34 protein-coding genes are annotated in these 25548 nt (G+C 57.1%); 30 read left to right on the top strand and 4 right to left on the bottom strand.

What is annotated here, in order from left to right; all coding sequences use genetic code 11:
* The first annotated feature begins 14 nt into the window (after nt 1–14).
* The 25 genes from rpsS to bfr all read left to right on the top strand — a co-directional run bounded on the left by rpsS (nt 15) and on the right by bfr (nt 13222).
* Nucleotides 15–290, top strand: a complete 276-nt coding sequence (rpsS, locus tag AC515T_RS26070; protein WP_002555486.1) for a 30S ribosomal protein S19 — start codon at nt 15–17, stop codon at nt 288–290.
* Between the two features lie 11 nt (nt 291–301).
* Nucleotides 302–634, top strand: coding sequence for a 50S ribosomal protein L22 (rplV, locus tag AC515T_RS26065; protein ID WP_003103908.1), 333 nt, complete (start codon nt 302–304; stop codon nt 632–634).
* A gap of 13 nt (nt 635–647) precedes the next feature.
* Nucleotides 648–1334 carry a 30S ribosomal protein S3 gene (rpsC, locus tag AC515T_RS26060; protein ID WP_003176422.1) on the top strand — a complete coding sequence of 229 codons (687 nt, stop codon included), beginning with the start codon at nt 648–650 and terminating at the stop codon, nt 1332–1334.
* A 12-nt stretch (nt 1335–1346) separates the two neighbouring features.
* On the top strand, nt 1347–1760 hold the full coding sequence (gene rplP, locus AC515T_RS26055) for a 50S ribosomal protein L16 (protein WP_003186052.1): 414 nt from the start codon (nt 1347–1349) through the stop codon (nt 1758–1760).
* Nucleotides 1760–1951 (top strand): 50S ribosomal protein L29, encoded by a 192-nt coding sequence (gene rpmC, locus AC515T_RS26050; RefSeq protein ID WP_002555481.1) that lies wholly within the window; start codon nt 1760–1762, stop codon nt 1949–1951. Before rplP ends, rpmC begins: the two co-directional genes overlap by 1 nt.
* A gap of 2 nt (nt 1952–1953) precedes the next feature.
* Entirely contained in the window at nt 1954–2220 is a 267-nt protein-coding gene (gene rpsQ / locus AC515T_RS26045; RefSeq protein ID WP_003194644.1) for a 30S ribosomal protein S17, read from the top strand.
* A gap of 23 nt (nt 2221–2243) precedes the next feature.
* The gene (gene rplN, locus AC515T_RS26040; protein WP_002555479.1) at nt 2244–2612 is read left to right on the top strand and encodes a 50S ribosomal protein L14; all 369 of its coding nucleotides are present in this window, start codon (nt 2244–2246) and stop codon (nt 2610–2612) included.
* Nucleotides 2613–2623: 11 nt separating this feature from the next.
* Nucleotides 2624–2938: a 50S ribosomal protein L24 gene (gene rplX / locus AC515T_RS26035; RefSeq protein WP_003186046.1), complete on the top strand. Its 315-nt coding sequence runs from the start codon at nt 2624–2626 to the stop codon at nt 2936–2938.
* A 20-nt stretch (nt 2939–2958) separates the two neighbouring features.
* Nucleotides 2959–3498: a 50S ribosomal protein L5 gene (gene rplE, locus AC515T_RS26030; protein ID WP_003186044.1), complete on the top strand. Its 540-nt coding sequence runs from the start codon at nt 2959–2961 to the stop codon at nt 3496–3498.
* 13 nt (nt 3499–3511) lie between these two features.
* Nucleotides 3512–3817 (top strand): 30S ribosomal protein S14, encoded by a 306-nt coding sequence (gene rpsN / locus AC515T_RS26025; RefSeq protein WP_003186042.1) that lies wholly within the window; start codon nt 3512–3514, stop codon nt 3815–3817.
* Nucleotides 3818–4027: 210 nt separating this feature from the next.
* Entirely contained in the window at nt 4028–4420 is a 393-nt protein-coding gene (gene rpsH, locus AC515T_RS26020; protein ID WP_003186040.1) for a 30S ribosomal protein S8, read from the top strand.
* A gap of 12 nt (nt 4421–4432) precedes the next feature.
* Nucleotides 4433–4966, top strand: a complete 534-nt coding sequence (rplF, locus tag AC515T_RS26015; RefSeq protein WP_003186039.1) for a 50S ribosomal protein L6 — start codon at nt 4433–4435, stop codon at nt 4964–4966.
* 10 nt (nt 4967–4976) lie between these two features.
* Entirely contained in the window at nt 4977–5327 is a 351-nt protein-coding gene (rplR, locus tag AC515T_RS26010; protein ID WP_003186037.1) for a 50S ribosomal protein L18, read from the top strand.
* Between the two features lie 3 nt (nt 5328–5330).
* Nucleotides 5331–5831 carry a 30S ribosomal protein S5 gene (rpsE, locus tag AC515T_RS26005; RefSeq protein WP_003186035.1) on the top strand — a complete coding sequence of 167 codons (501 nt, stop codon included), beginning with the start codon at nt 5331–5333 and terminating at the stop codon, nt 5829–5831.
* A gap of 2 nt (nt 5832–5833) precedes the next feature.
* Entirely contained in the window at nt 5834–6010 is a 177-nt protein-coding gene (gene rpmD / locus AC515T_RS26000; protein ID WP_003186033.1) for a 50S ribosomal protein L30, read from the top strand.
* 3 nt (nt 6011–6013) lie between these two features.
* Complete coding sequence (rplO, locus tag AC515T_RS25995; protein ID WP_003186032.1) at nt 6014–6451, top strand: 50S ribosomal protein L15; 438 nt, start codon at nt 6014–6016, stop codon at nt 6449–6451.
* The gene (secY, locus tag AC515T_RS25990; protein WP_018612224.1) at nt 6452–7780 is read left to right on the top strand and encodes a preprotein translocase subunit SecY; all 1329 of its coding nucleotides are present in this window, start codon (nt 6452–6454) and stop codon (nt 7778–7780) included. It abuts the gene before it with no gap.
* A gap of 30 nt (nt 7781–7810) precedes the next feature.
* The gene (gene rpmJ, locus AC515T_RS25985; RefSeq protein WP_002555468.1) at nt 7811–7927 is read left to right on the top strand and encodes a 50S ribosomal protein L36; all 117 of its coding nucleotides are present in this window, start codon (nt 7811–7813) and stop codon (nt 7925–7927) included.
* Nucleotides 7928–8057: 130 nt separating this feature from the next.
* On the top strand, nt 8058–8414 hold the full coding sequence (gene rpsM / locus AC515T_RS25980) for a 30S ribosomal protein S13 (RefSeq protein ID WP_003186020.1): 357 nt from the start codon (nt 8058–8060) through the stop codon (nt 8412–8414).
* Nucleotides 8415–8444: 30 nt separating this feature from the next.
* Complete coding sequence (gene rpsK / locus AC515T_RS25975; protein ID WP_002555466.1) at nt 8445–8834, top strand: 30S ribosomal protein S11; 390 nt, start codon at nt 8445–8447, stop codon at nt 8832–8834.
* Nucleotides 8835–8852: 18 nt separating this feature from the next.
* A complete protein-coding gene (rpsD, locus tag AC515T_RS25970) occupies nt 8853–9473 on the top strand; it encodes a 30S ribosomal protein S4 (RefSeq protein WP_003176404.1) in 621 nt (206 codons plus the stop codon).
* A gap of 22 nt (nt 9474–9495) precedes the next feature.
* The gene (locus AC515T_RS25965) at nt 9496–10497 is read left to right on the top strand and encodes a DNA-directed RNA polymerase subunit alpha (RefSeq protein WP_003186012.1); all 1002 of its coding nucleotides are present in this window, start codon (nt 9496–9498) and stop codon (nt 10495–10497) included.
* Nucleotides 10498–10539: 42 nt separating this feature from the next.
* On the top strand, nt 10540–10926 hold the full coding sequence (gene rplQ, locus AC515T_RS25960; protein ID WP_003186009.1) for a 50S ribosomal protein L17: 387 nt from the start codon (nt 10540–10542) through the stop codon (nt 10924–10926).
* A 224-nt stretch (nt 10927–11150) separates the two neighbouring features.
* Nucleotides 11151–12599: a catalase gene (locus AC515T_RS25955; protein WP_496530545.1), complete on the top strand. Its 1449-nt coding sequence runs from the start codon at nt 11151–11153 to the stop codon at nt 12597–12599.
* Between the two features lie 158 nt (nt 12600–12757).
* Nucleotides 12758–13222: a bacterioferritin gene (bfr, locus tag AC515T_RS25950; RefSeq protein ID WP_014340470.1), complete on the top strand. Its 465-nt coding sequence runs from the start codon at nt 12758–12760 to the stop codon at nt 13220–13222.
* A 159-nt stretch (nt 13223–13381) separates the two neighbouring features.
* Here the strand turns inward: bfr and uvrA are convergent, their stop codons facing one another.
* Complete coding sequence (gene uvrA / locus AC515T_RS25945) at nt 13382–16216, bottom strand: excinuclease ABC subunit UvrA (RefSeq protein WP_186729629.1); 2835 nt, start codon at nt 16214–16216, stop codon at nt 13382–13384.
* A gap of 179 nt (nt 16217–16395) precedes the next feature.
* Here uvrA and AC515T_RS25940 point away from each other — a divergent pair, with 179 nt between their 5' ends.
* Entirely contained in the window at nt 16396–17793 is a 1398-nt protein-coding gene (locus AC515T_RS25940; protein ID WP_496530544.1) for an MFS transporter, read from the top strand.
* A 9-nt stretch (nt 17794–17802) separates the two neighbouring features.
* A complete protein-coding gene (locus AC515T_RS25935; protein ID WP_047229766.1) occupies nt 17803–18321 on the top strand; it encodes a single-stranded DNA-binding protein in 519 nt (172 codons plus the stop codon).
* A gap of 200 nt (nt 18322–18521) precedes the next feature.
* Here AC515T_RS25935 and AC515T_RS25930 read toward each other — a convergent pair whose 3' ends face one another.
* On the bottom strand, nt 18522–19589 hold the full coding sequence (locus AC515T_RS25930; RefSeq protein ID WP_496530543.1) for a LacI family DNA-binding transcriptional regulator: 1068 nt from the start codon (nt 19587–19589) through the stop codon (nt 18522–18524).
* Nucleotides 19590–19800: 211 nt separating this feature from the next.
* On the opposite strand from AC515T_RS25930, the gene AC515T_RS25925 reads away from it, so the two are divergent.
* The gene (locus AC515T_RS25925; RefSeq protein WP_496530542.1) at nt 19801–21117 is read left to right on the top strand and encodes an MFS transporter; all 1317 of its coding nucleotides are present in this window, start codon (nt 19801–19803) and stop codon (nt 21115–21117) included.
* Nucleotides 21114–23498 (top strand): glycoside hydrolase family 31 protein, encoded by a 2385-nt coding sequence (locus tag AC515T_RS25920; RefSeq protein ID WP_496530541.1) that lies wholly within the window; start codon nt 21114–21116, stop codon nt 23496–23498. Before AC515T_RS25925 ends, AC515T_RS25920 begins: the two co-directional genes overlap by 4 nt.
* 62 nt (nt 23499–23560) lie before the next feature.
* Here AC515T_RS25920 and AC515T_RS25915 read toward each other — a convergent pair whose 3' ends face one another.
* Together AC515T_RS25915 and AC515T_RS25910 are read right to left on the bottom strand one after the other, a co-directional pair.
* The gene (locus AC515T_RS25915; protein ID WP_496530540.1) at nt 23561–23779 is read right to left on the bottom strand and encodes a hypothetical protein; all 219 of its coding nucleotides are present in this window, start codon (nt 23777–23779) and stop codon (nt 23561–23563) included.
* 71 nt (nt 23780–23850) lie between these two features.
* Complete coding sequence (locus AC515T_RS25910; RefSeq protein ID WP_496530539.1) at nt 23851–24405, bottom strand: cysteine hydrolase family protein; 555 nt, start codon at nt 24403–24405, stop codon at nt 23851–23853.
* A gap of 98 nt (nt 24406–24503) precedes the next feature.
* On the opposite strand from AC515T_RS25910, the gene AC515T_RS25905 reads away from it, so the two are divergent.
* On the top strand, nt 24504–25499 hold the full coding sequence (locus AC515T_RS25905; RefSeq protein ID WP_496530538.1) for a GlxA family transcriptional regulator: 996 nt from the start codon (nt 24504–24506) through the stop codon (nt 25497–25499).
* Nucleotides 25500–25548: the final 49 nt, after the last annotated feature.

Raw genomic sequence — 25548 nt, 5'->3', positions numbered from 1 at the left:
AGAGGGATACGACAGTGCCACGTTCTCTGAAAAAAGGTCCTTTTATTGATCTTCACCTACTGAAGAAGATCGAAGTGGCGGCGGAAAAGAACGATCGCAAACCAGTTAAGACCTGGTCGCGTCGTTCGATGATCCTGCCACAAATGGTCGGTCTGACCATCGCAGTACACAACGGTCGTCAACACGTCCCAGTTCTCGTTAACGAAGACATGGTCGGCCACAAACTGGGCGAGTTCGCCGGTACCCGCACTTATCGCGGGCACGTGGCAGACAAGAAAGCCAAGCGTTAAGGGGTTAGGAAATGGAAGTAGCCGCTAAGTTGTCGGGCGCTCGAATCTCCGCCCAGAAAGCCCGCTTGGTCGCCGACCAGATCCGCGGGAAGAAGGTGGGCGAAGCGCTCAACCTGTTGGCTTTCAGCAGTAAGAAAGCCGCCGAGATCATGAAGAAAGTGCTGGAGTCGGCCGTAGCCAACGCCGAGCATAACGAAGGCGCAGACGTTGATGACCTGAAGGTCAGCACCGTTTTCGTCAACGAAGGGCGTTCGCTGAAGCGCATCATGCCACGTGCCAAAGGCCGTGCTGATCGCATCGTCAAGCGGTCTTGCCATATCACTGTCAAGGTTGCTGACAAGTAACGGAGTCGAAGAGATGGGTCAGAAAGTACATCCCATTGGCATTCGCCTGGGAATCGTCAAGGAGCACACCTCCGTCTGGTACGCAGACGGTCGGACTTATGCGGACTACTTGTTCGCTGATCTGAAGGTGCGTGAGTATCTCCAAGACAAACTAAAAAGCGCGTCCGTAAGCCGTATCGATATCCATCGTCCGGCGCAGACTGCACGTATCACCATCCACACCGCTCGTCCAGGTATCGTTATCGGGAAGAAAGGTGAAGATGTTGAGAAACTGCGTCAGGACCTGACCAAGCAAATGGGTGTGCCTGTGCACATCAATATCGAAGAGATCCGCAAGCCGGAGCTCGACGGTATGCTGGTTGCGCAGAGCGTAGCTCAGCAGCTGGAGCGTCGCGTCATGTTCCGTCGCGCTATGAAGCGCGCTGTACAGAACGCCATGCGCATTGGTGCCAAAGGCATCAAAATCCAAGTGAGCGGTCGTCTCGGCGGTGCTGAAATCGCACGTACTGAATGGTATCGCGAAGGTCGTGTGCCATTGCACACCCTGCGTGCCGACATCGACTATGCCAACTACGAAGCTCACACCACTTACGGTGTGATCGGTGTAAAGGTTTGGATCTTCAAAGGCGAAGTAATTGGTGGTCGCCAAGAAGAACTGAAACCACAAGCACCAGCGCCTCGTAAAAAAGCTGCTAAGTAAGGGGTACGCCAAATGTTGCAACCAAAGCGTACGAAGTTCCGCAAGCAGATGACCGGCCACAACCGTGGCCTGGCATTGCGCGGTAGCAAAGTCAGCTTCGGCGAGTTCGCGCTGAAGTCTGTTGCTCGTGGTCGTCTCACCGCTCGTCAGATCGAGTCAGCGCGTCGTGCTCTGACCCGTCACGTAAAACGTGGCGGCAAGATCTGGATCCGTGTATTCCCGGACAAGCCTGTCACCAAGAAGCCACTCGAAGTTCGGATGGGTAAAGGTAAGGGTAACGTGGAGTACTGGGTTGCCCAGATTCAGCCAGGCAAAGTCCTGTATGAAATCGAGGGTGTTTCTGAAGAGCTGGCGCGTGAGGCTTTCGCCCTGGCTGCTGCAAAGCTGCCGCTCGCCACCTCCTTTGTTAAACGGACGGTGATGTGATGAAAGCGAATGAACTTCGTGAAAAATCAGCACAGCAGCTGAACGAGCAACTGCTCGGCCTGCTGCGCGACCAGTTCAATCTGCGTATGCAGAAAGCAACTGGCCAGTTGGGGCAGTCTCATCTGCTCTCGCAAGTTAAGCGTGACATCGCTCGCGTGAAAACTGTGCTCAACCAGCAGGCAGGTAAGTAATCATGGCTGAAGCCGAAAAAACTGTCCGTACGCTGACTGGCCGTGTTGTCAGCGACAAGATGGACAAAACCATCACCGTTCTGATCGAGCGTCGCGTTAAGCACCCGATCTACGGTAAATACGTTAAGCGTTCGACTAAGCTGCACGCGCACGACGAAACCAATCAGTGCCACATCGGCGACAAAGTCACTATTCGTGAAACTCGTCCGATGGCCAAGACCAAGTCTTGGGCGCTGGTTGATGTTCTCGAACGCGCTGTGGAAGTCTAAGGGCTAGGGGTCGGAGAAATTATATGATTCAGACTCAATCCATGCTCGATGTGGCCGATAACAGCGGCGCTCGCCGTGTTATGTGCATCAAGGTGCTGGGTGGCTCCCATCGTCGTTACGCTGGTATCGGTGACATCATCAAGGTTACCGTCAAGGAAGCAATTCCTCGCGGTAAGGTGAAAAAAGGCCAAGTGATGACTGCTGTCGTAGTCCGCACTCGCCATGGCGTTCGTCGTGCTGACGGCTCCATCATCCGCTTTGATGGCAACGCTGCTGTTCTGTTGAACAACAAGCAAGAGCCGATCGGCACCCGTATCTTTGGGCCAGTGACCCGTGAACTTCGTACTGAGAAGTTCATGAAGATCGTCTCGCTCGCCCCAGAAGTGCTGTAAGGAGATCCGACATGCAAAAGATTCGTCGTGACGACGAGATCATCGTGATCGCCGGCAAAGACAAAGGTAAGCGCGGTAAGGTGCTGAAGGTTCTTGCTGACAACCGTCTGGTTGTGGGTGGTCTGAACCTGGTCAAGCGTCATACCAAGCCTAACCCGATGTCGGGCGTACAGGGCGGTATCGTCGAGAAAGAAGCGCCACTGCACGCTTCCAACGTCGCCATTTTCAACGGCGAAACCAACAAGGCTGACCGCGTTGGTTTCAAAGTAGAAGACGGTAAGAAAATTCGTGTCTTCAAGTCGACCCAAAAAGCGGTTGATGCTTGAACACTGCTAGGTAGAAGACCATGGCACGACTAAAAGAGATTTACCGGAAGGAAATCGCACCGAAACTTAAGGAAGAACTTAAGCTTTCGAACGTGATGGAAGTTCCGCGCGTTACCAAAATCACCCTGAACATGGGTCTGGGCGAAGCGATCGGCGACAAAAAAGTCATCGAGCACGCTGTGGCTGACCTGGAAAAGATCACCGGTCAGAAAGTCGTCGTGACTTACGCTCGGAAATCCATCGCTGGCTTTAAAGTCCGTGAAGGTTGGCCGATCGGCGTCAAAGTGACCCTGCGCCGTGAGCGTATGTACGAGTTCCTGGATCGTCTGCTGTCGATCTCCCTGCCTCGGGTTCGCGACTTCCGCGGCCTGAATGCCAAGTCCTTCGATGGTCGTGGTAACTACAGCATGGGCGTTAAAGAGCAGATCATTTTCCCGGAAATCGATTACGACAAGATCGACGCTCTCCGCGGTCTGGACATTACCCTGACCACCACTGCTCGGACGGATGACGAAGGTCGCGCACTGCTGCGCGCTTTCAAATTCCCGTTCCGCAACTGATTGGAGTAGGAAAATGGCCAAGAAGAGCATGAAGAACCGTGAGCTGAAGCGTCAGCTCACCGTTGCCAAGTACGCCACCAAGCGTGCAGCGCTGAAAGCTATCATCGTTGATCTGAACGCAAGTCCAGAAGCGCGTTGGGAAGCTACCGTAGCCCTGCAGAAGCAGCCACGTGACGCAAGCGCCTCGCGCATGCGTAACCGCTGCCGCCTGACTGGTCGTCCGCACGGCGTGTACCGCAAGTTCGGCCTTGGCCGTAACATGCTGCGTCAAGCTGCAATGCGTGGTGACGTTCCAGGTCTGGTTAAAGCCAGCTGGTAAGCACTGTCAAAGTCGCGGCGTTCGGGATCGCAAGATCCTGACCGTCGGTGACCTTGAACTTGAATCAAGCCCCTATTGGGGCTTGATTCATTTGTGGGGTGTGTCTAGAATACCCGGCTCGCCTGAGCCCGTGTTTTTATTGCACGGATGCGCTCGGCGACACGTACTAGCCGAAAGGCTAATTTTTTGTGTATTAGGAGCGTCTAGCCCATGAGTATGCAGGACCCGTTAGCGGACATGCTAACTCGTATCCGTAATGCCCAGATGGCTGAAAAGTCCGTCGTAAGCATGCCATCTTCTACGTTGAAGGTAGCTGTTGCCAAAGTCCTGAAGGACGAAGGTTACATTGCGGGTTATCAGATCAGCAGCGAAATCAAGCCTCTGCTGTCCATCGAGCTGAAGTACTTCGAAGGCCGTCCGGTCATCGAGGAAGTGAAGCGCGTTAGCCGTCCAGGCCTGCGTCAGTACAAGTCCGTCGATGATCTGCCAAAGGTTCGTGGCGGTCTCGGTGTGTCTATCGTCTCCACCAACAAAGGTGTGATGACGGATCGTGCTGCGCGCGCTGCCGGTGTCGGCGGCGAAGTTCTTTGCACTGTGTTCTAAGGGGGGATAAGCATGTCACGCGTCGCTAAGAACCCCGTTAAGCTGCCAGCCGGTGTCGAAGTCAAATTCGCAGGCCAACAGCTTTCGGTGAAGGGTGCCAAGGGCACTCTGCAACTGAACATCCATTCGTCCGTTGAGATCGTTGAAGAAGCTGGTGAGTTGCGTTTCGCTGCTCGCAATGGCGATCAACAGACTCGCGCAATGGCTGGTACCACTCGTGCGTTGGTAAACAACATGGTCCAAGGCGTAAGCCAAGGCTTCGAGCGCAAGCTCCAGCTGGTCGGTGTTGGTTACAAAGCGCAAGCAAAAGGCACAGTGCTGAACCTGGCTCTTGGCTTCTCGCACCCAGTGGATTATGAACTGCCGGAAGGCATCACCGCTGAGACTCCTAGCCAGACCGATATCCTGATCAAGGGCATCGACAAGCAGCTGGTAGGTCAAGTGGCCGCCGAGATCCGCGACTTCCGTCCACCAGAGCCGTACAAAGGCAAAGGTGTGCGCTACGCGGACGAAGTCGTCCGTCGTAAAGAAGCCAAGAAGAAGTAGGGCATAGCAAATGACCGACAAAAAAGTTACTCGACTGCGTCGCGCTCGCAAAGCACGCCTGAAAATGCACGAACTCGAAGTCGTGCGTCTCTGCGTGTTCCGCTCGTCGCAGCACATCTACGCCCAGGTCATTTCGGCCGACGGCAACAAAGTCCTGGCAAGTGCCTCGACTTTGGATAAAGAACTGCGTGATGGCGCCACTGGCAACATCGACGCGGCCACTAAGGTTGGCCAGCTGGTCGCTACGCGTGCTAAAGCCGCTGGCGTCTCGCAGGTGGCTTTCGACCGCTCTGGCTTCAAGTACCACGGCCGCGTCAAGGCGCTGGCTGATGCTGCTCGTGAAGCTGGGCTGGAGTTCTAAGTTATGTCAAATAACGACCAAAAGCGCGACGAAGGCTACATCGAGAAGCTGGTTCAAGTTAACCGCGTAGCCAAAACCGTTAAAGGCGGCCGTATCTTCACTTTCACTGCGTTGACCGTAGTGGGTGATGGTAAAGGCCGTGTTGGCTTCGGCCGTGGCAAGTCGCGTGAAGTGCCTGCTGCGATCCAGAAGGCAATGGAAGCTGCTCGCCGCAACATGATCCAGGTTGATCTGAACGGCACCACTCTGCAGTACGCAATGAAGTCCGCCCATGGCGCTTCGAAGGTGTACATGCAGCCTGCTTCTGAAGGTACCGGTATCATCGCTGGCGGCGCTATGCGTGCTGTCCTCGAAGTTGCTGGCGTTCAGAACGTTCTGGCCAAGTGCTATGGCTCGACTAACCCAGTAAACGTGGTTCACGCCACTTTCAAGGGTTTGAAAGCAATGCAGTCTCCTGAATCCATTGCCGCCAAGCGTGGCAAAAGCGTCAAGGAGATCTTCTGATCATGGCTACCGTAAAAGTTACGCTGATCAAAAGCATGACCGGCCGCATCCCTAACCACAAACTGTGCGTTAAGGGTCTGGGTCTGCGTCGCATCGGTCACACTGTAGAAGTCCTGGATACTCCCGAGAATCGCGGGATGATCAACAAGGCTTACTACATGCTGCGTGTCGAGGGTTAATCGATGAAACTCAATGATCTGAGTCCAGCGCCGGGTTCCCGTCGCGAAAAGCATCGTCCGGGCCGTGGTATCGGTAGTGGTTTGGGCAAGACCGGTGGCCGTGGCCACAAAGGTCAGACCTCCCGCTCCGGTGGCACTATTGCTCCAGGCTTTGAAGGCGGTCAACAGCCGCTGCATCGTCGCCTGCCGAAGTTCGGTTTCGTTTCCCTGAAAGCCATGGATCGCGCAGAAGTGCGTCTGTCCGAGCTGGCCAAAGTGGACGGCGACATCGTCACCGTGCAGTCCCTGAAGGATGCCAACGTGATCAACCAGAACGTTCAGCGTGTGAAAATCATGCTGTCGGGCGAAGTTGCTCGTGCTGTCACCATCGGAAAGGGAATCGGCGCCACCAAAGGTGCGCGTGCGGCTATCGAAGCAGCTGGCGGCAAGTTCGAGGAATAAATGGCTAAGCAAGGTGCTCTCTCTGCGCTCGGCAAAGGCGGTATGTCTGAACTCTGGGCTCGTCTGCGTTTTCTGTTCCTGGCGATTATCGTCTACCGAATAGGCGCACACATCCCGGTTCCAGGTATCAACCCGGACCGACTCGCGGACCTGTTTCGACAGAATGAGGGGACCATTCTTAGCTTGTTCAACATGTTTTCCGGCGGCGCGCTGGAGCGGATGAGCATCTTTGCACTGGGGATCATGCCGTACATTTCGGCATCGATCATCATGCAGTTGATGTCCGCTGTCAGCCCGCAGCTGGAGCAGTTGAAGAAGGAAGGTGAAGCTGGCCGTCGCAAGATCAGCCAGTACACCCGCTACCTCACTGTCGTCCTCGCTCTCGTTCAAGCTGTTGGCATGTCCATCGGCTTGGCGGGGCAGGGCGTAGCGTTCACTGGTGACTTTGGCTTCCATTTCGTCGCGGTAACCACTTTTGTGGCGGGTGCGATGTTCATGATGTGGCTGGGTGAGCAGATTACTGAGCGTGGTGTTGGCAACGGTATCTCGATGTTGATCTTCGCAGGTATCGTCGCCGGTCTTCCGAGAGCGATCGGGCAGTCTTTCGAGTCTGCGCGTCAGGGTGATATCAATATTTTTGCCCTGGTTGCCATCGGTTTGCTGGCAGTAGCGATTATCGGTTTCGTGGTGTTCATTGAGCGTGGCCAGCGTCGTATTGCTGTTCACTACGCCAAGCGTCAGCAGGGCCGCAAGGTTTTTGCTGCGCAGACCAGCCACTTGCCGTTGAAGGTGAACATGGCCGGCGTTATCCCGGCTATTTTCGCGAGCAGCATCTTGCTGTTCCCGGCTTCGTTGGGTGCCTGGTTCGGCCAGTCTGAAGGTATGGGCTGGTTGCAGGACATCTCGCAGTCGATCGCTCCTGGTCAGCCGTTGAATATTCTGCTGTTTAGTGCAGGGATTATTTTCTTCTGCTTCTTCTATACGGCGTTGATGTTCAATCCGAAAGACGTAGCGGAAAACCTGAAGAAGTCCGGTGCCTTTATTCCGGGCATCCGTCCAGGTGAGCAGTCGGCGCGCTACATTGATGGCGTTCTGACTCGTTTGACCTTGTTCGGTGCTCTTTACATGACGGCCGTCTGCTTGCTTCCCCAGTTCCTGGTGGTTGCGGCAAACGTACCGTTCTACCTTGGCGGGACCTCGTTGCTGATCGTGGTCGTGGTTGTGATGGACTTCATGTCCCAAGTACAATCGCACCTCGTTTCGCACCAGTACGAATCCCTGATGAAGAAAGCCAACCTGAAGGGCTACGGCAGCGGCATGTTGCGCTGAGTAGCGTCCATAAGGTTCGAGGAGTTGGTGATGAAAGTTCGTGCATCGGTGAAAAAGCTGTGCCGTAACTGCAAGATTATTCGCCGCGAAGGTGTTGTTCGGGTAATTTGCAGCGCGGAACCGCGTCACAAACAGCGCCAAGGCTGAGTGTGATTGTGCTTTAAGCCCGGCAGCTAGTGCGCTGCCGGGTTGATTATTTGTTATTACAGCGATATTATCTCGCGCCCTATTTCTTGGCTTCCGGGGCGTAGGTAGCTGTCAATTGGAGTCCCACTGAATGGCCCGTATTGCAGGCGTCAACATTCCAGATAACAAGCATACTGTTATCTCGCTGACCTACATCTATGGTGTTGGTCGCACTACTGCACAGAAAATTTGTGCAGTGACTGGGGTCAACCCAGCGGCAAAGATCAAAGATCTGAGCGACGAGCAGATTGAACAGCTGCGTGGCGAAGTGGCGAAGTTCACCACTGAAGGTGACCTGCGTCGCGAAATCAACATGAAAATCAAGCGCTTGATGGACCTCGGTTGCTATCGCGGTCTGCGTCATCGTCGTGGTCTGCCAGTACGCGGTCAGCGTACCAAGACCAACGCGCGTACCCGTAAAGGTCCGCGTAAGCCGATCCGCAAGTAATCGCCCCAGCGAATCGACAGGAATTTAATCATGGCAAAACCTGCTGCTCGTCCTCGTAAAAAAGTTAAAAAGACAGTGGTTGATGGCATCGCCCACATCCATGCTTCTTTTAACAACACCATCGTGACCATTACCGACCGTCAAGGTAACGCTCTTTCCTGGGCTACCTCCGGTGGTTCGGGTTTCCGCGGTTCCCGCAAGTCCACCCCGTTCGCTGCTCAAGTAGCTGCTGAACGTGCTGGTCAAGCTGCGCTGGAATACGGCCTGAAAAACCTCGACGTCAACGTCAAGGGTCCAGGTCCAGGTCGTGAATCCGCAGTCCGCGCTTTGAACGGCTGTGGCTACAAGATCGCCAGCATCACCGACGTGACGCCAATCCCGCACAACGGGTGCCGTCCGCCGAAGAAGCGCCGCGTGTAATCCAGGAGATTGTAAAGAATGGCTCGTTACATTGGTCCAAAATGCAAACTCGCTCGTCGTGAAGGCACCGATCTTTTTCTGAAGAGCGGCGTGCGCGCGATCGAATCGAAGTGCAACATTGAAGCAGCACCTGGTATCCACGGCCAACGCCGCGGTCGCCAGTCCGATTACGGCACCCAACTGCGTGAAAAGCAGAAGGTCCGTCGTATCTACGGCGTTCTCGAGCGTCAATTCAGCGGCTACTACAAAGAAGCAGCTGGCAAGAAAGGCGCAACCGGCGAAAACCTGTTGCAACTGCTCGAATGCCGTCTGGACAACGTTGTATACCGTATGGGTTTCGGTTCTACTCGTGCCGAATCCCGTCAGCTGGTATCGCACAAGTCGATCAGCGTTAACGGTCAGACCGTAAACGTTCCGTCCTACCAGGTTCGTGCTGGTGACGTGGTTGCTGTTCGCGAGAAAGCAAAGAACCAACTTCGCATTGTCCAAGCTCTCGATCTGTGTGCCCAACGTGGCCGCGTAGAATGGGTAGAAGTAGACACTGAGAAGAAGTCGGGCGTTTTCAAGAACGTTCCTGCTCGCAGTGATCTGTCCGCCGACATCAACGAAAGCCTGATTGTCGAGCTCTACTCCAAGTAAGGGCTAGAAAATAGGTGCATCCATGCAGATTTCGGTAAATGAGTTCCTGACACCCCGCCATATTGATGTGCAGGTTGTCAGTCCAACCCGCGCCAAGATCACACTCGAGCCTCTCGAGCGTGGTTTCGGCCACACCCTGGGCAACGCGCTGCGCCGCATCCTGTTGTCCTCAATGCCCGGCTGTGCAGTAGTCGAGGCCGAGATTGACGGTGTGCTCCACGAGTACAGCGCCATCGAAGGTGTACAGGAAGACGTAATTGAAATCCTGTTGAACCTGAAAGGTCTGGCTATCAAGCTGCACGGTCGTGACGAAGTTACGCTGACCTTGTCGAAGAAGGGTTCGGGGGTGGTTACCGCTGCCGATATTCAGCTGGATCATGATGTCGAGATCGTTAACCCCGATCACGTAATCGCTAACCTGGCGTCTAACGGCGCCCTGAACATGAAGCTCACCGTAGCTCGTGGTCGTGGTTATGAACCGGCAGACTCGCGTCAGAGCGATGAAGACGAAAGCCGCAGCATCGGTCGCTTGCAGCTTGACTCTTCGTTCAGCCCCGTTCGCCGTATCGCATACGTGGTGGAAAACGCCCGTGTCGAACAGCGTACCAACCTGGACAAGCTGGTTATTGATCTGGAAACCAACGGTACCCTGGATCCTGAAGAGGCTATCCGCCGTGCTGCAACCATCCTGCAACAGCAGTTGGCTGCGTTCGTCGACCTCAAGGGTGACAGTGAGCCAGTGGTTGTCGAGCAGGAAGACGAGATCGATCCGATCCTGCTTCGCCCGGTTGACGATCTGGAACTGACTGTACGTTCGGCTAACTGCCTTAAGGCGGAAAACATCTACTACATCGGCGACCTGATTCAGCGTACCGAAGTAGAGCTGTTGAAGACTCCGAACCTTGGCAAGAAATCCTTGACTGAAATCAAGGACGTTCTGGCCTCCCGCGGTCTGTCCCTCGGCATGCGCCTCGACAACTGGCCGCCTGCAAGTCTTAAGAAGGACGACAAGGCGACTGCCTGATCGTCGTAATCACCGAACGTTGTGTTTGGTAAGGAATGAACCATGCGTCATCGTAAAAGTGGTCGTCACCTGAGCCGCACCAGCTCGCACCGCAAGGCCATGTTCCAAAACATGGCGGTGTCGCTGTTCGAGCACGAGCTGATCAAAACTACACTGCCGAAAGCCAAAGAACTGCGTCGCGTTGCTGAGCCGCTGATCACTCTGGCCAAGACAGATAGCCTGGCTAACCGCCGTCTGGCTTTCGACCGTACCCGTTCGAAAGCTATCGTTGGTAAGCTCTTCAACGACCTGGGCAAGCGTTACGCTACCCGTGAGGGTGGCTACCTGCGCATCCTCAAGTGCGGTTTCCGCGCTGGCGACAACGCGCCTATGGCGTACGTCGAGTTGGTTGATCGTGCTACCAGCGGTGAAGCTGTATCCGCTGAGTAAGTAGGCAACAAACAAAAAACCGGGCCTTGTGCCCGGTTTTTTTGTGCCTGCTGAAAAAGTACCAAGGCCGTTTCGCCTGGCTTGGCTATTGGCAAGTCTTCATCGTTAGATAATGACTATCGATGTCCATGATTTAATGAATTTGGATGCTGTCATTAATATGATCAATACTCCTTTCCAGCCGATTAGCCGGCAGTTTGAAGACCGACCTAGGAAGATTGAGCATGAGCCAGATCAAAACGCTTACGACCGCCAGCGGCGCTCCTGTCGCCGATAACCAGAACTCTCGTTCCGCCGGCCCGCGCGGCCCGCTGCTGCTCGACGATTTTCACCTGATCGAAAAGCTCGCTCATTTCAACCGCGAGAACATTCCCGAGCGTCGTGTGCACGCCAAAGGGTCGGGGGCTTACGGTACCTTCACCGTCACCCAAGACATCACCCAGTACACCAGCGCCAAGTTGTTCGACTCGATCGGCAAGCAGACCCCTACCTTCCTGCGGTTTTCTACCGTGGGTGGCGAGCGTGGTTCGGCCGACACTGAACGCGATCCACGCGGTTTCGCCCTGAAGTTCTACACCGAGGAAGGCAACTGGGACATCGTCGGCAACAACACGCCGGTCTTCTTCATCCGTGATCCGTTGAAATTTCCAGATTTTATCCACACCCAGAAGCGTCTGCCGCAAAGCAACCTGAAAAGTGCCCAAGCGATGTGGGATTTCTGGTCGCATTCGCCTGAGGCGCTGCACCAGGTCACCATCCTGTTTTCCGACCGCGGCATTCCGGATGGCTATCGCCACATGCACGGCTTTGGCAGCCACACCTACAGCCTGATCAACGCACAGGGTGAGCGGCATTGGGTGAAGTGGCACTACAAGACCCTGCAAGGCATCAAGAACCTCGCGCCGGCAGAAGCGGTACGTCTGGCGGGTACCGACCCGGATTACGCCCAGCGTGACTTGTTCGAGGCCATCGAGCGTGGTGACTTCCCGAAATGGCGCGTTTGCATCCAGATCATGAGCGAGGCCCAAGCGGCGGCTCATTACGAGAATCCGTTCGACGTGACCAAGACCTGGTCGCAGAAGGAGTTTCCGTTGATCGAAGTGGGTGTGCTCGAACTCAACCGTAACCCGCTGAACTACTTCGCCGAAGTCGAGCAGGCGGCGTTTGGTCCGAGCAACATGGTGCCAGGGGTTGGCCTCTCGCCGGATCGCATGCTGCAGGGTCGTGTCTTCGCCTACGCCGATGCGCACCGCTACCGGGTGGGCACCAATCACCAGCAATTGCCGGTGAATGCGCCACGTAGCCCGGTTAACACTTACCAGCGCGACGGCGCCATGGCGTTTGGCAGCAATGGCGGGGCGGCACCGAACTACGAGCCTAACAGCTATGTGGAAGCGCCGAAGCAGGCCCCGCGTTATGCGGAGCCGGCACTGGCCCTCAGTGGCGCGGCGGACCGTTACGACCATCGCGAAGACACCGACTACTACAGCCACGCCGGTGCGTTGTTCCGCTTGATGAGCGATGAGCAGAAAGCCCTGCTGATCAACAACATCGCAGGGGCGATGGGCGGTGTGTCGGCGGATGTGGTTGACCGTCAGTTGCAGCATTTCTTCAAGGCAGATGTCGCCTACGGAGAAGGCATCGCAAAAGCCTTGGGCGTAGCGCTTAACTAAGTCTAAACGAGAAGCAGAACCGCCCTCATTAGGGCGGTTTTTGCGTTATTTAGCTTGGTTTTCTCGGATTTTCTTCGCTTTTATTGCGTTGAGGCCGTGACCTTGCGGTCAGCTTGGTTCAAACTACAACCTTTAAAAGCTTGTGGAGATGTAGGGCGATGCAAGGTCACCCAGACGTAATCGATTACCTCAACACGTTGCTGACCGGCGAGCTGGCAGCCCGTGATCAATATTTCATCCATTCGCGGATGTACGAGGATTGGGGTTTTACCGAGCTCTACGAACGTATCAACCACGAGATGGAAGAAGAGACCCAGCACGCCGATGCACTGATGCGCCGGATCCTGATGCTGGAAGGTACGCCACGCATGCGCGCCGATGACCTGGATGTCGGGACCACCGTGCCCGATATGTTGGCCGCGGACCTGCGTCTGGAATACAAAGTCCGCGCCGCGCTGTGCAAAGGCATTGAGCTCTGCGAGCAGCACAACGACTACGTGACCCGCGAGATCCTGCGGATCCAGCTCAACGACACCGAAGAAGACCACACCTACTGGCTGGAGAAGCAGTTGGGTCTGATCAAGCTGATCGGGTTGGAGAACTACCTGCAATCGCAGTTCTGACGTACTCATTGTGGGAGCGAGCTTGCTCGCGATAGCAGTGGATCAGCCAGCACAAACGTGACTTATATACCGCTATCGCGAGCAAGCTCGCTCCCACAGAAAAACAAAAAGCCCCTGCCATCGATGAGATGACAGGGGCTTTTTCGTGCTCGGGTGGAATCAGTCCCGATCACGCTCCAGCAGCGGCTTGAGGTAGTAACCGGTGTGGGACTGCTTCATCTCGGCCACTTGTTCAGGCGTACCCACGGCGATGATCTGACCCCCCTTGGAACCGCCTTCCGGCCCCAGGTCCACCAGCCAGTCCGCGGTCTTGATCACGTCCAGGTTGTGTTCGATCACCACCACGGTGTTGCCGTGGTCGCGAAGGCGATGCAGCACGTCGAGCAATTGCTGGATATCGGCGAAGTGCAGGCCGGTGGTCGGCTCGTCGAGGATATACAGGGTCTTGCCGGTGTCGCGCTTGGACAGCTCGCGGGACAGCTTGACCCGCTGGGCTTCACCACCGGACAGCGTGGTTGCCGACTGCCCCAGCTTGATGTACGACAGGCCGACATCCATCAGCGTCTGGAGCTTGCGCGCCAGGGCCGGAACCGCGTCGAAGAACGCCCGGGCCTCTTCGATGGTCATCTCGAGGGTTTCGTGGATGTTCTTGCCCTTGTATTTGATCTCCAGGGTTTCGCGGTTGTAGCGCTTGCTCTTGCACACATCGCACGGCACGTAGATGTCGGGCAGGAAGTGCATTTCCACCTTGATCAGGCCATCGCCCTGGCAGGCCTCGCAGCGTCCGCCCTTGACGTTGAACGAGAAACGCCCCGGGCCATAACCCCGTGAACGGGACTCCGGCACGCCGGCGAACAGTTCACGGATCGGTGTGAACAGCCCGGTATAGGTCGCCGGGTTGGAGCGCGGTGTGCGGCCAATCGGGCTTTGGTCGATGTCGACCACCTTGTCCAGGTGCTCCAGGCCCTTGATGCTGTCGTGAGCGGCGGCTTCCAGGGTGGTGGCGCCGTTCAGGGCCGTGGCGCTGAGGGGGAACAGGGTGTTGTTGATCAGCGTCGACTTGCCGGAGCCGGATACACCGGTAACGCAGGTCAGCAGGCCAATGGGGATTTCCAGGTCGACGTTGCGCAGGTTGTTGCCGCGAGCGCCCTTGAGGGTCAGCGACAGCTTTTTGTTGCGCGGCGTACGCTTGGCCGGGACCTTGATCTTGACCCGGCCCGACAGGTATTTGCCCGTCAGCGAGTCAGGGTGCGCCATGACTTCGGCGGCCGTGCCTTGGGCAACGATATGCCCGCCATGCACGCCCGCGCCGGGACCGATATCCACCACATAGTCGGCCAGGCGGATGGCATCCTCGTCGTGCTCGACCACGATCACCGTGTTACCGATGTCCCGCAGGTGTTTCAGGGTCCCGAGCAACCGGTCGTTATCCCGCTGGTGCAAGCCGATGGACGGCTCGTCGAGGATGTACATCACCCCCACCAGGCCGGCGCCTATCTGGCTGGCGAGGCGGATACGCTGAGCTTCGCCGCCGGACAAGGTGTCTGCGCTGCGATCGAGGGTCAGGTAGTCCAGGCCGACGTTCACCAGGAACTGCAGGCGCTCGCGGATTTCCTTGAGAATCTTGTCGGCGATTTCGCCACGACGACCGGTGAGCTTCAAGCCGCCGAAGTAATCGGTGGCGTCGCCAATCGGCAGGTTGGTCACCGCTGGCAGCGTCTTCTCGCCGACCCACACATGCCGCGCTTCGCGACGTAGTCGGGTGCCACGGCAATCGGGGCAGGGCTGGGTACTGAGGAACTTGGCCAGTTCTTCGCGCACGCTGGCCGATTCGGTCTCGCGGTAGCGTCGCTCCAGGTTCGGCACGATGCCTTCGAACGGGTGGGAGCGCTTGACGATGTCGCCACGGTCGTTGAGGTATTTGAAGTCGACGTTCTGCGAGCCGCTGCCGTGCAGGATGAATTTCTGCTGGTCGGCGGGCAACTCGTTGAATGGTTTGTCCAGGCTGAACTTGTAATGGGCCGCCAGCGAACCGAGCATCTGGAAGTAATAGACGTTGCGCCTGTCCCAGCCGCGAATCGCCCCTTCGGCCAGGGTCAGCTCGCCATTGACCAGCCGCTTGGTGTCAAAGAACTGCTTGACCCCCAGGCCGTCGCAGGTCGGGCAGGCGCCGGCCGGGTTGTTGAAGGAGAACAGCTTGGGTTCCAGCTCGCTGATGGCATGGCCGCAGATCGGGCAGGCGAAGCGTGCGGAGAAAATGATCTCTTCGCCGGGCTCGTCGTCCATCGGTGCGACCAGGGCGATGCCGTCGGCCAGTTTCAGCGCGGTCTCGAAGGATTCGGCCAGCCGCTGTTGCAAGTCGGCCCGGACCTTGAAGCGGTCCACCACCACATCGATCGAATGCTTCTTCTGTTTATCCAGCTTCGGCAGTTCGTCCAGCTCGCACAGCTTGCCGTTGACCCGGGCCCGCACGAAGCCTTGGGCGCGCAGTTCTTCGAACACCATCAGGTGTTCGCCCTTGCGCTCGCGAATCACCGGCGCCAGCAGCATCAGCTTGCTGCCTTCCGGCTGGGCCAGCACCAGGTCGACCATCTGGCTGACGGTCTGGGCTTCCAGGGGAATGTCGTGGTCGGGGCAGCGGGGAATGCCGACCCGCGCATACAGCAGGCGCAGGTAGTCGTAGATCTCGGTGATGGTGCCGACCGTCGACCGGGGGTTATGGGAAGTCGATTTCTGTTCGATGGAAATGGCCGGCGACAGGCCTTCGATGGTGTCGACGTCGGGTTTTTCCATCATCGACAGAAACTGCCGGGCGTAGGCCGACAGCGACTCGACATAACGTCGCTGGCCTTCGGCGTACAACGTGTCGAAAGCCAGGGATGATTTGCCGGATCCGGACAGGCCGGTGATGACGATCAGCTTGTCCCGTGGCAGGGTCAGGTCGATGTTCTTCAGGTTGTGGGTTCGGGCCCCACGAATCAGGATCTTGTCCAAAGTGGCCTCGCTCGGCGGGCGTCGAAAACGTAGGAGTATACGGGCAAACACTGGATGGATGCACACTATTGCAGACGCGATTGCAGCCATACATGAAGACTGCGCGGCAAACGGTCGCCATATACCCTCTCAATCGATGGGACTGGTAGAATCGCCGCCGGTTCACATGAGGTTTTTCCATGCAAGATCCCCACAGCGAACGCATGAGTCGTGGCGAGACACGCGCAGCAAGCGGTCTGGCCCTGGTGTTCGCCTTCCGTATGCTGGGCATGTTCATGGTGTTGCCGGTGCTGGCGACCTATGGCATGGACCTGGCGGGCGCGACCCCGGCCCTCATCGGGCTGGCGATCGGCGCTTATGGCCTGACCCAGGCGATCTTCCAGATCCCGTTCGGGATCATTTCCGACCGCATCGGCCGGCGTCCGGTCATCTACCTGGGGCTGATCGTCTTCGCCCTCGGCAGTGTGCTGGCGGCCAACGCCGACTCGATCTGGGGCGTGATCGCCGGACGCATCCTGCAGGGTGCCGGGGCTATTTCCGCGGCCGTCATGGCGTTGCTGTCAGACTTGACCCGCGAACAGCATCGGACCAAGGCCATGGCCATGATCGGCATGACCATCGGTCTGTCGTTCGCCGTGGCCATGGTGGTAGGTCCGTTGCTGACCCGTGCCTTTGGCTTGTCCGGCCTGTTCCTGGCGACCGGTGCCATGGCGTTGGTGGGGATCCTGATCGTGGCGTTCATGGTGCCGCGCGCCACCGGACCGTTGCAGCACCGGGAGTCCGGGGTGGCGCGCCAGGCATTGATCCCGACGCTCAAGCACCCGGACCTGTTGCGCCTGGACCTGGGCATTTTCGTGCTCCACGCCATGCTGATGTCCAGCTTCGTGGCCTTGCCGCTGGCCCTGGTCGAGAAGGCCGGCCTGCCCAAGGAGCAACATTGGTGGGTCTACCTGACCGCGCTGCTGATTTCGTTCTTCGCCATGATTCCTTTCATTATCTATGGCGAGAAACGACGCAAAATGAAACGAGTTTTGCTCGGCGCCGTCATGACGCTGATGCTCACTGAGCTATTCTTCTGGCAGTTCGGCGACAGCTTGCGGGCCTTGGTGATCGGCACGGTGGTGTTCTTCACCGCGTTCAACCTGTTGGAGGCGTCGCTGCCGTCGCTGATCAGCAAGGTTTCTCCGGCGGGTGGCAAGGGCACGGCGATGGGGGTTTATTCCACCAGCCAGTTCCTGGGTTCGGCGTTGGGCGGGATCCTCGGCGGCTGGCTGTTCCAGCATGGCGGTTTGTCGGTTGTGTTCCTGGGTTGCGCCGCGCTGGCTGCACTTTGGCTGCTTTTTGCTGTTACCATGCGCGAACCTCCCTATGTGACGAGCCTGCGCTTGCCCTTATCGCCCGAGGCGATTCGTGAGGCTGGCCTGACCGAGCGTCTGAAGGCCGTCGTTGGAGTAACCGATGCAGTGGTGGTCGCCGACGAGGCGGCCGTGTATATCAAACTCGACACCGAATTATTGGATCGCGCGACGCTCGAGCGCCTGGTGAACAACCCGGCCCCGACCACGTGCGAAGCCTAGGAGAACGTTATGGCCCGTGGGGTTAACAAAGTCATATTGGTCGGTACTTGCGGCCAGGATCCCGAAGTTCGCTACCTGCCGAACGGCAACGCCGTGACCAACCTGAGTCTGGCGACCAGCGAACAGTGGACCGACAAGCAGACCGGCCAGAAGGTCGAGAAGACCGAATGGCACCGCGTGTCGATGTTCGGCAAGGTGGCCGAGATTGCCGGCGAATACCTGCGCAAGGGTTCGCAGGTGTACATCGAAGGCAAGCTGCAGACTCGCGAGTGGGAAAAAGACGGCATCAAGCGCTACACCACCGAAATCGTGGTCGACATGCAAGGCACCATGCAACTGCTGGGCGGCCGTCCACAGGGCGACCAGCAACAAGGTGGCAACAACTACCAGCAGGCGGCCCCGCGTCAGCAGGCACCTCGTCCGCAGTCGGCTCCACAGCCACAGCGCGAGCGCCCGGCGGCTCCACAACAGGCCGCGCCGCAGCCGGCTCCGGATTTCGACAGCTTCGACGACGATATCCCGTTCTGACCTGCATAAGATTCAGTGGTAAAGGCGCATGAGACGTTTTAGTCGATGAGGCTCCTCACTCGCTGATCCTTTAAAGTTCGATAAAAGCCCTCTTCGCTGCAAAGCCAGGAGGGTTTTTTTCGCCCTGTGTAAAGCCGAGGTATCGCGAGATGGACCCAGGTGATGAGCAGCGCGGATTAACGGACTATGCCGCGAATTGATTAGTCATAAATAATCTTCTGATAGACCGGCGTTTGCTTGGCGCTGTGCTTGATGCGTCGCACTGAGCTGCCGGTGATGAGTTGCCCACCGAGGAGAAGATTGCCACGAGGAGATCGCGGTTCGAAAAGCTGTTGTCTTAATACCCTTATCGCTTCTGCGCCTAATTCATCGCGGGGCACGTGAAGCGTGGTGAGCGGTATATCGTTGATGTCCGCCAGGTTGAACCCGTCCATGCTCATCACTGAAACATCGTGAGGAACCCTCAAACCAGCATTCTGGAGCGCTTTAACTGCCCCGGCAGCCATAAAGTCACCCCCGGCCAGGATGGCAGTCGGTCGGTCGTCAGGTGCGCAGTTTTCCATGAAGGCCGCTACCCGCGCTTCAGATTCAGCACTGCCGAAACCCTCGCAAACCATTAGGTGTCTTGCTTCGACAAATTCGAGATTCTGCTCCTTCCATGCATCACGAATTCCACGTATTCGCAGGTCCATCGTGTACCGCCTGAGGCACTGGAGGGTCAGTACATTTCGGTGCCCCATCTGAAACAGATAATTGATCGAATAATGACCGATTAAAAAGTGGTCGGGCGATATCGAGGGCAGGCGCATGTTGCGATCAATGCAGTTGATCAGCACCGTCGGCTTGCTGAGATCGGCGGCCAGTTGGTGTATGTGCGGATCATCAATACCAATCAGGATCGCCGCACCCGTGTCCTTCTGGTTCATCTTTTCCAAAAACAGCAATGCGTCGCTATCGACCTCTTCAAGCTCGCAGTAGCGGACTCGAACATCATGTTGCGCGACCGCCTGCGTGATGCCCTGGATCACTTTGTAGTAGAAGATATCAGAGCGTACGTTGAAGGCTCGCGAGGGCGCGAAGAGGGTCAGCCCGTCGAGCAGGAAACGACCGTTGGCGAGACCTTCCATCACGCCCTGCTGACGCGCCGCCGCTAAGACTTTTTCTCGCGTGGCCGGGCGGGTATTTGATTTGCCAGCAAGCACCCGCGACACCGTTGCGATGGACAGGCCCGTCTGTGCCGCGATTTCGGCAATGTGTAATTTCCCCACCGCGGCTTATCCATTGAGACAATTTATGTAAAAGCTTTCATAGCAGAAAAGGGCCACCAATCCTAGCGTCCTTGGGTATCTGCCTAGCTGCGGTAGAGCAGAATGTAAATTTATACACGCTTACTTCTGTACGAATCATGAGCAGGTGCCATAGCGTCAAGCCTCAAATAAAAACAAAACGCCGGAAAATCCGGTGACAGGCGAAGACTTGATGACTATCGATATCGAACGCAATGCTCGACTTTCGGCCAAGCTAAAATTCATCCCGCATCTGCGTTGGTGGATGCTTTCCCTGTTTTTGCTCGGCGTCACTGTCAACTATATAACCCGTAACTCATTAGGCATATTGGCGCCGGAACTGAAAACCACGTTCAGCATGTCGACTGAACAATACTCGTGGGTGGTCGCCTCTTTCCAACTTGCTTATACGGTTTTCCAACCCATCTGCGGGTGGCTGATCGATGCGATCGGGCTCAAGCTCGGCTTCGTGATATGCGCCGTCGTATGGTCAGTGATGTGCCTTCTTCATGCCGGGGCTGCGAGTTGGGTGCATCTGGCGATTCTGCGTTTTTTTATGGGCGCTTCGGAGGCCGCGGCGACACCCGCCAATGCCAAGGCGATAGGGGACTGGTTTCCAAAAAAAGAACGCCCTATCGCCGCGGGCTGGGCGGGGGTTGGCTTTTCTTTGGGGGCGATGCTCGCCCCTCCCATCATCTATCTGGCTCATGTATCGCTGGGCTGGCAGGGCGCATTTCTAATCTCCGGGGGGATCGGACTGGTATGGGCTGCCGTCTGGGGATGGCTCTACCACGCCCCTGATATCCACCCGCGCTTGTCGCCCAATGAGTTGAAGCATATCCAACAAGACGGCGAAAAAATCGGCCAGCAAATGCCATTTTTTAAAGCGTTGAGAAAGATTGGCCGGGACAAGCGATTTTACGGTATCGCGCTTCCCGCCTTCATGGCAGAACCGGCATGGGCCGTCATGAGTTTTTGGGTGCCGCTGTATCTGGCCAACGAAAGAGGAATGGACCTTAAGCAAATCGTACTGTTTGCCTGGGTTCCGTTTCTGGCGGCGGATCTGGGCAGTATCGCCAGCGGTTATCTATCACGCGCTTACCATCGTTTTTTCAAATGCACCCGGGTGAACTCGATCGTCGCCAGTTCAATCACCGGCGCGTTCCTGATGTTTTCGTTAGCCGTGATGACACAGGTGCAAGACCCTTATGTTGCGATTGCGCTTATTTCAGTCGGCGGTTTTGGCCACCAGATTATTTCCTGCATGTTAAGTGCACTGGTCGTCGAAACGTTTGATCGGGATGAGTTGGCGACTGTGAACGGAATGCGAGGCTCATGCGCCTGGATTGCCAGCTTTATTTTCTCGCTGATCATCGGTGTCAGCGTGGACAAAATAGGATTCAACCCATTGTTCATTGCGATGGGGCTCTTTGATTTTATAGGTGCGTTTTTCATGATTTTGTTTATCGCAGACAGAACGTCCAAACCTAAAGCGGTGCGTGCACAATGAAGTCACTTAAAGTCTGGACGCTACAGGCCCAGGAAAAAGGCTACATCGAGCTGCTGGTTGAGGGCCGGCATCTATTCCGAATCTATATTCTCGAAGACGGCTTGGCGCGTGTTCTGCTTATGCGTGCAGGCGCGTTGGCACTGGATCGGACCTGGAGCATTGCGCCCCGGGAGGACGTCGCCTGGAAGGGCCGGGCCCGCGAGTCGGTAGCGGATTTCTCTTTGCCCGCGTACCGGGTCGAAGAGCTTCAGGGCCGGCTGGTGATTACCACCCAAAAACTACGCATCACTGTGAATCAGCCGCTGTGGTTACAGTGGGAATACAACGATGGCCAGAGCTGGAAGCCGTTGGTCTCGGATCGGCCCACCGGTGCCTATTCGCTTGACGCTCATGGTGAAGGCCTGGAGCACTACCAGCTTCGCGCGCCTGAACATCGCTACTACGGGCTCGGCGAAAAAACCGGCGATCTGAACCGCGCCGGCAGACGTTTTGAAATGCGTAACCTGGACGCAATGGGATATGACGCTGCGTGCACCGACCCGCTGTACAAGCATATTCCCTTTGTCATCACGCACCAGGAACACGCCAGTTTCGGGATGTTTTATGACAACCTGAACACCAGTCTGTTTGATCTGGGTAACGAGCTGGATAACTATCACCGGCCCTATCGTCGGTACAAAGCGGAGGCCGGCGACCTCGACTACTGGGTACTGGCAGGCCCGCGCATACTGGATGTGACGAAGGCTTTCGTTCGTCTGACCGGACGCACCTTGTTTCTGCCTAAATGGAGCCTGGGTTACAGCGGCTCAACCATGCATTACACCGACGCCGAAAATGCTCAGGAACAGTTGCTGGAGTTTCTTGATCTGTGCCGTCAGCACGATATTCCTTGCGACTCTTTTCAACTGTCATCCGGGTACACCTCCATCGGCGAAAAACGCTATGTGTTCAACTGGAACCATGAAAAAGTCCCGGACCCCAAGGCGCTGGCCCAGGCTTACCGGGAGGCTGGCGTCAGACTGATTGCCAACATAAAGCCTTGTCTGCTGCAGGACCACCCGCGCTACGCCGAGGTAGCCAAGCAAAGGATGTTCATTACCGACTCTGAACACGACAGGCCAGAGCGGTCAGTCTTCTGGGACGATGAGGGCTCTCATCTGGACTTCACCAACCCGGACACTGTCAGTTGGTGGCAGTCAAATGTCACGTCACAGCTTTTGGAGCTGGGCATTGAATCTACATGGAACGATAACAATGAATTCGAAGTCTGGGACGGCGAGGCGCGCTGCCAAGGCTTTGGGCGCGAGATAGCAATCAAACATATCCGCCCCGTCATGGCATTGCTGATGATGAGAGCGTCTTTAGAGGCACAACGGCGCTTCTCCCCGGCAGAGCGGCCCTACCTCATCTCACGCTCAGGTTGTGCCGGCATGCAGCGCTATGTTCAGACATGGAGCGGTGATAACCGAACCAACTGGAAAACACTTCGCTACAACACCCGCATGGGCCTGGGCATGAGCCTGTCGGGGTTGTACAACGTGGGGCACGACGTGGGTGGGTTCTCCGGTAATAAACCGGATCCCGAGCTGTTTGTCCGTTGGGTCCAGAATGGTGTGATGCACCCGCGCTTCACCATTCACTCCTGGAACGACGATGGCACCGTCAATGAGCCATGGATGCACCCAACGGTCACCGATGCGGTCCGTGACGCCATTGGACTCCGATACAGGTTGATGCCTTATTTCTATACCTTGCTGTGGCAAGCCAGTCACGAAGATGAGCCCATTTTGCGACCTACGTTTCTTGACCACGAGCACGACCTTCAAACGTTCGAGGAAAACGACGAGTTCTTTCTGGGCCGAGACGTTCTCGTCGCCAGCGTGGTAGAGGAAGGCGCACGCGAGCGCGAGGTGTGGCTGCCCCAGAACGCGACGGGATGGTGCGACTGGCATACCGGTGACTGGTACGAAGGCGGCCAGTACGTTTCTCTGGATGCGCCTTTGGAGCGTTTGCCCTTGTTGGTGCGAGGGGGCGCTGCGATAGCGACCGGTGAGTGTCACAAGCTTAATGACCCTTCCCTCGATCGGCGTCGCGAGCTGGTGATTTTTCCTGCACCTTCAGGCACCTCCAGCGGCGTGTTATTTGAAGATGACGGCATCAGTCATGGCTGGAAAAACGGCAATAGTCTGGAGATCAGATGGACCATTGAATATGGCCTGGACTTCATTGATATGAAAATTTCTAAAACAGGGGATTTTCGTCCGGCGTGGGAGCAGCTCGAGGTGTCCTTGAAAGGAGCGGATGCGAGAACCCTGCGAATCAACGGCCATAGCGGCTGGGCTTTAAAGTTGGCCGACATTGCGGAGCATGAACTTCTTTGATCACCTGAGAAATCTTTGCCCTCCCAGGCCGGGAGGGCCGATCCAAGGGGTATCGGAGGCTTTCATTTCTTCGGTGGTTGGTCGGGCAGGGCGGCGCGGCGCTGGGTGAAGGTCAGGCGTTGCTGGCGCTCGTCAAAGCAGAAGCCAAGCACTTCAGGCCCGGAAGCGAGCCAGTTGAGTATGCAAATGGCCGCGAATGCGCTGATGAACATGAGCGCTAAAAACAGAGGATCTTCGATCACTCTTGTGTTCGCCCGCACGGGATGGAGTTGCGCAATCACCTTCTCGGTCTATGCGCGAGACAAAACCGCACTTCGGCGACGAAGCGCGGTTTTTTAAATGTAACGTGTGGTTAGTGATTGTCAGCCAGGAATTGCTCGGTACTCACCACACTCGCGTAGGCAAACCCCAGCGATGCCATGAACGCCGCATGCACCTGGGCGGCCGGGACGACGACCCCGTTGAATTCCAGGTCGAGGGTGGCGCAGGCATCATGGATCACCGTGACGCCGTAGCCCAGGTCCGCTGCCGCCCGCACCACGCCGTCGACACACATGTGGCTCATGCTGCCGACCACCACCAGTTGCTCGATACCGTGCTGGTCGAGGAGGGCTTGTAGTTCGGTTTCGCGAAACGAATTGACGAAGTGCTTGAGGACCACCGGTTCGTCGGCGCGGTTGAGCACCTTGGGGTGCAATTGTGCGCCTTCGGAGTCTGGGGTGAAGAAGGGCGCGTCGTCGGAGGTGAATTCGTGGCGGATGTGTACCACGTTGTTGCCAGCCTGGCGAAAGGCTTCGATCAACCGGGCGGCGTTATCAGCGGCGGCGTCGGCGCCGACCAACGGCCATTTGCCCTGGGGGAAGTAGTCGTTCTGGATATCGACTACGATGAGCGCTTGCTTGGACATGAGGGCTTCCTTGATCAGGTGAGGTAGGGCGCCAGTATTGGCGTTTACCGCCGGTTCGAGGATTGGCCGCAACGACAATAAGCGAGGGAAAACTGACAATGGCGCAGCAAAGGGCAGTCGCCGAGCTTGGGGTGCTCATCTACCCTGGCGCGCAGATGGCGGCGGTGCATGGCTTGACCGATCTGTTCGCCGTGGCCCAGCGGATCGCGGCCGAGCACGCCAGTGCACAATTGCCACGGTTGCGGGTCAGTCACTGGCGGACCGACAACGGTGAGGCGCCGTGGCGGGTGTTCGACAGCGAAACCGGCCCGGTGGGCCATTTGGTGGCGTTGCTGATTCCGCCGTCCCTCGCCGGCTTCGATGACGACCTGGCCTCGCCAACGCTGATGGATTGGCTGCGCGCGCAGCATGCGGGCGGCACCGTGTTGGGCGGCGTGTGTGTGGGCTCGATCCTGTTGGCCGAAAGCGGCCTGCTCGATGGGCGCAGCGCCACCACCCATTGGACCTCGGCCAAGGATTTCGCCGCCCGTTACCCGAAGGTCAAGCTCAACGCCGACAAACCCATTGTCGACGACGGCGACCTGATCACCACCGCCGGGCTGATGGCCTGGTCGGAGCTGGGGTTGCGCCTGGTGGATCGCCTGCTTGGGCCCAGCATCGCCACGCGCACCGCGCAATTCCTGGTGATCGAGCACAGCGACAGCGCGAGCCAGTGCGGCAGTAACTTCGCGCCCATCCTCGGCCATGGCGACGGGGCGATTCTCAAGGTCCAGCATTGGTTGCAAAGCAACGGTGCGGTGGAGGTTTCCCTCGGCGCGATGGCCGAACGGGCCGGGCTGGAAGAGCGCACCTTCCTGCGCCGGTTCCGTGCCGCCACCGGCCTCAAGCCCACCGAATACTGCCAGCACCTGCGGGTCGGCAAGGCCCGGGAAATGCTGGAGTTCACCAATGGCACCATCGACCACATAGCCTGGACCGTCGGTTACCAGGACCCCAGTGCCTTTCGTGCGACGTTCAGGAAAATCACCGGGTTGGCGCCGAGCGATTATCGGGCGCGGTTTGGGGTGAGTCCGCCGAGCGTTCCCAAGGGCTGACACTCACTCGCCACAAGGGGCTACGTCTGTAGCCCGCCATCGTGCAATT

It is taken from the genome of Pseudomonas sp. FSO-7 (assembly GCF_059579345.1).
This window is presented reverse-complemented; position numbering and strand designations above follow the sequence as displayed.

What these genes read in the sequence shown, in the direction of transcription:
- bfr (WP_014340470.1), top strand. Translation starts at nt 12,758, where the DNA reads ATGCAAGGTCACCCAGACGTAATCGATTACCTCAACACGTTGCTGACC.
- rplO (WP_003186032.1), top strand. Translation starts at nt 6,014, where the DNA reads ATGAAACTCAATGATCTGAGTCCAGCGCCGGGTTCCCGTCGCGAAAAG.
- rpmD (WP_003186033.1), top strand. Translation starts at nt 5,834, where the DNA reads ATGGCTACCGTAAAAGTTACGCTGATCAAAAGCATGACCGGCCGCATC.
- AC515T_RS25955 (WP_496530545.1), top strand. Translation starts at nt 11,151, where the DNA reads ATGAGCCAGATCAAAACGCTTACGACCGCCAGCGGCGCTCCTGTCGCC.
- AC515T_RS25965 (WP_003186012.1), top strand. Translation starts at nt 9,496, where the DNA reads ATGCAGATTTCGGTAAATGAGTTCCTGACACCCCGCCATATTGATGTG.
- rplV (WP_003103908.1), top strand. Translation starts at nt 302, where the DNA reads ATGGAAGTAGCCGCTAAGTTGTCGGGCGCTCGAATCTCCGCCCAGAAA.
- rplN (WP_002555479.1), top strand. Translation starts at nt 2,244, where the DNA reads ATGATTCAGACTCAATCCATGCTCGATGTGGCCGATAACAGCGGCGCT.
- AC515T_RS25920 (WP_496530541.1), top strand. Translation starts at nt 21,114, where the DNA reads ATGAAGTCACTTAAAGTCTGGACGCTACAGGCCCAGGAAAAAGGCTAC.
- rpsH (WP_003186040.1), top strand. Translation starts at nt 4,028, where the DNA reads ATGAGTATGCAGGACCCGTTAGCGGACATGCTAACTCGTATCCGTAAT.
- rplX (WP_003186046.1), top strand. Translation starts at nt 2,624, where the DNA reads ATGCAAAAGATTCGTCGTGACGACGAGATCATCGTGATCGCCGGCAAA.
- rpsD (WP_003176404.1), top strand. Translation starts at nt 8,853, where the DNA reads ATGGCTCGTTACATTGGTCCAAAATGCAAACTCGCTCGTCGTGAAGGC.
- rpsQ (WP_003194644.1), top strand. Translation starts at nt 1,954, where the DNA reads ATGGCTGAAGCCGAAAAAACTGTCCGTACGCTGACTGGCCGTGTTGTC.
- rplE (WP_003186044.1), top strand. Translation starts at nt 2,959, where the DNA reads ATGGCACGACTAAAAGAGATTTACCGGAAGGAAATCGCACCGAAACTT.
- rpsC (WP_003176422.1), top strand. Translation starts at nt 648, where the DNA reads ATGGGTCAGAAAGTACATCCCATTGGCATTCGCCTGGGAATCGTCAAG.
- rpsN (WP_003186042.1), top strand. Translation starts at nt 3,512, where the DNA reads ATGGCCAAGAAGAGCATGAAGAACCGTGAGCTGAAGCGTCAGCTCACC.
- AC515T_RS25905 (WP_496530538.1), top strand. Translation starts at nt 24,504, where the DNA reads ATGGCGCAGCAAAGGGCAGTCGCCGAGCTTGGGGTGCTCATCTACCCT.
- rpsE (WP_003186035.1), top strand. Translation starts at nt 5,331, where the DNA reads ATGTCAAATAACGACCAAAAGCGCGACGAAGGCTACATCGAGAAGCTG.
- secY (WP_018612224.1), top strand. Translation starts at nt 6,452, where the DNA reads ATGGCTAAGCAAGGTGCTCTCTCTGCGCTCGGCAAAGGCGGTATGTCT.
- rplF (WP_003186039.1), top strand. Translation starts at nt 4,433, where the DNA reads ATGTCACGCGTCGCTAAGAACCCCGTTAAGCTGCCAGCCGGTGTCGAA.
- AC515T_RS25935 (WP_047229766.1), top strand. Translation starts at nt 17,803, where the DNA reads ATGGCCCGTGGGGTTAACAAAGTCATATTGGTCGGTACTTGCGGCCAG.
- rplQ (WP_003186009.1), top strand. Translation starts at nt 10,540, where the DNA reads ATGCGTCATCGTAAAAGTGGTCGTCACCTGAGCCGCACCAGCTCGCAC.
- rpmJ (WP_002555468.1), top strand. Translation starts at nt 7,811, where the DNA reads ATGAAAGTTCGTGCATCGGTGAAAAAGCTGTGCCGTAACTGCAAGATT.
- AC515T_RS25925 (WP_496530542.1), top strand. Translation starts at nt 19,801, where the DNA reads ATGACTATCGATATCGAACGCAATGCTCGACTTTCGGCCAAGCTAAAA.
- rpsM (WP_003186020.1), top strand. Translation starts at nt 8,058, where the DNA reads ATGGCCCGTATTGCAGGCGTCAACATTCCAGATAACAAGCATACTGTT.
- rplP (WP_003186052.1), top strand. Translation starts at nt 1,347, where the DNA reads ATGTTGCAACCAAAGCGTACGAAGTTCCGCAAGCAGATGACCGGCCAC.
- AC515T_RS25910 (WP_496530539.1), bottom strand. Translation starts at nt 24,405, where the DNA reads ATGTCCAAGCAAGCGCTCATCGTAGTCGATATCCAGAACGACTACTTC.
- AC515T_RS25940 (WP_496530544.1), top strand. Translation starts at nt 16,396, where the DNA reads ATGCAAGATCCCCACAGCGAACGCATGAGTCGTGGCGAGACACGCGCA.
- rpsK (WP_002555466.1), top strand. Translation starts at nt 8,445, where the DNA reads ATGGCAAAACCTGCTGCTCGTCCTCGTAAAAAAGTTAAAAAGACAGTG.
- rplR (WP_003186037.1), top strand. Translation starts at nt 4,977, where the DNA reads ATGACCGACAAAAAAGTTACTCGACTGCGTCGCGCTCGCAAAGCACGC.
- rpmC (WP_002555481.1), top strand. Translation starts at nt 1,760, where the DNA reads ATGAAAGCGAATGAACTTCGTGAAAAATCAGCACAGCAGCTGAACGAG.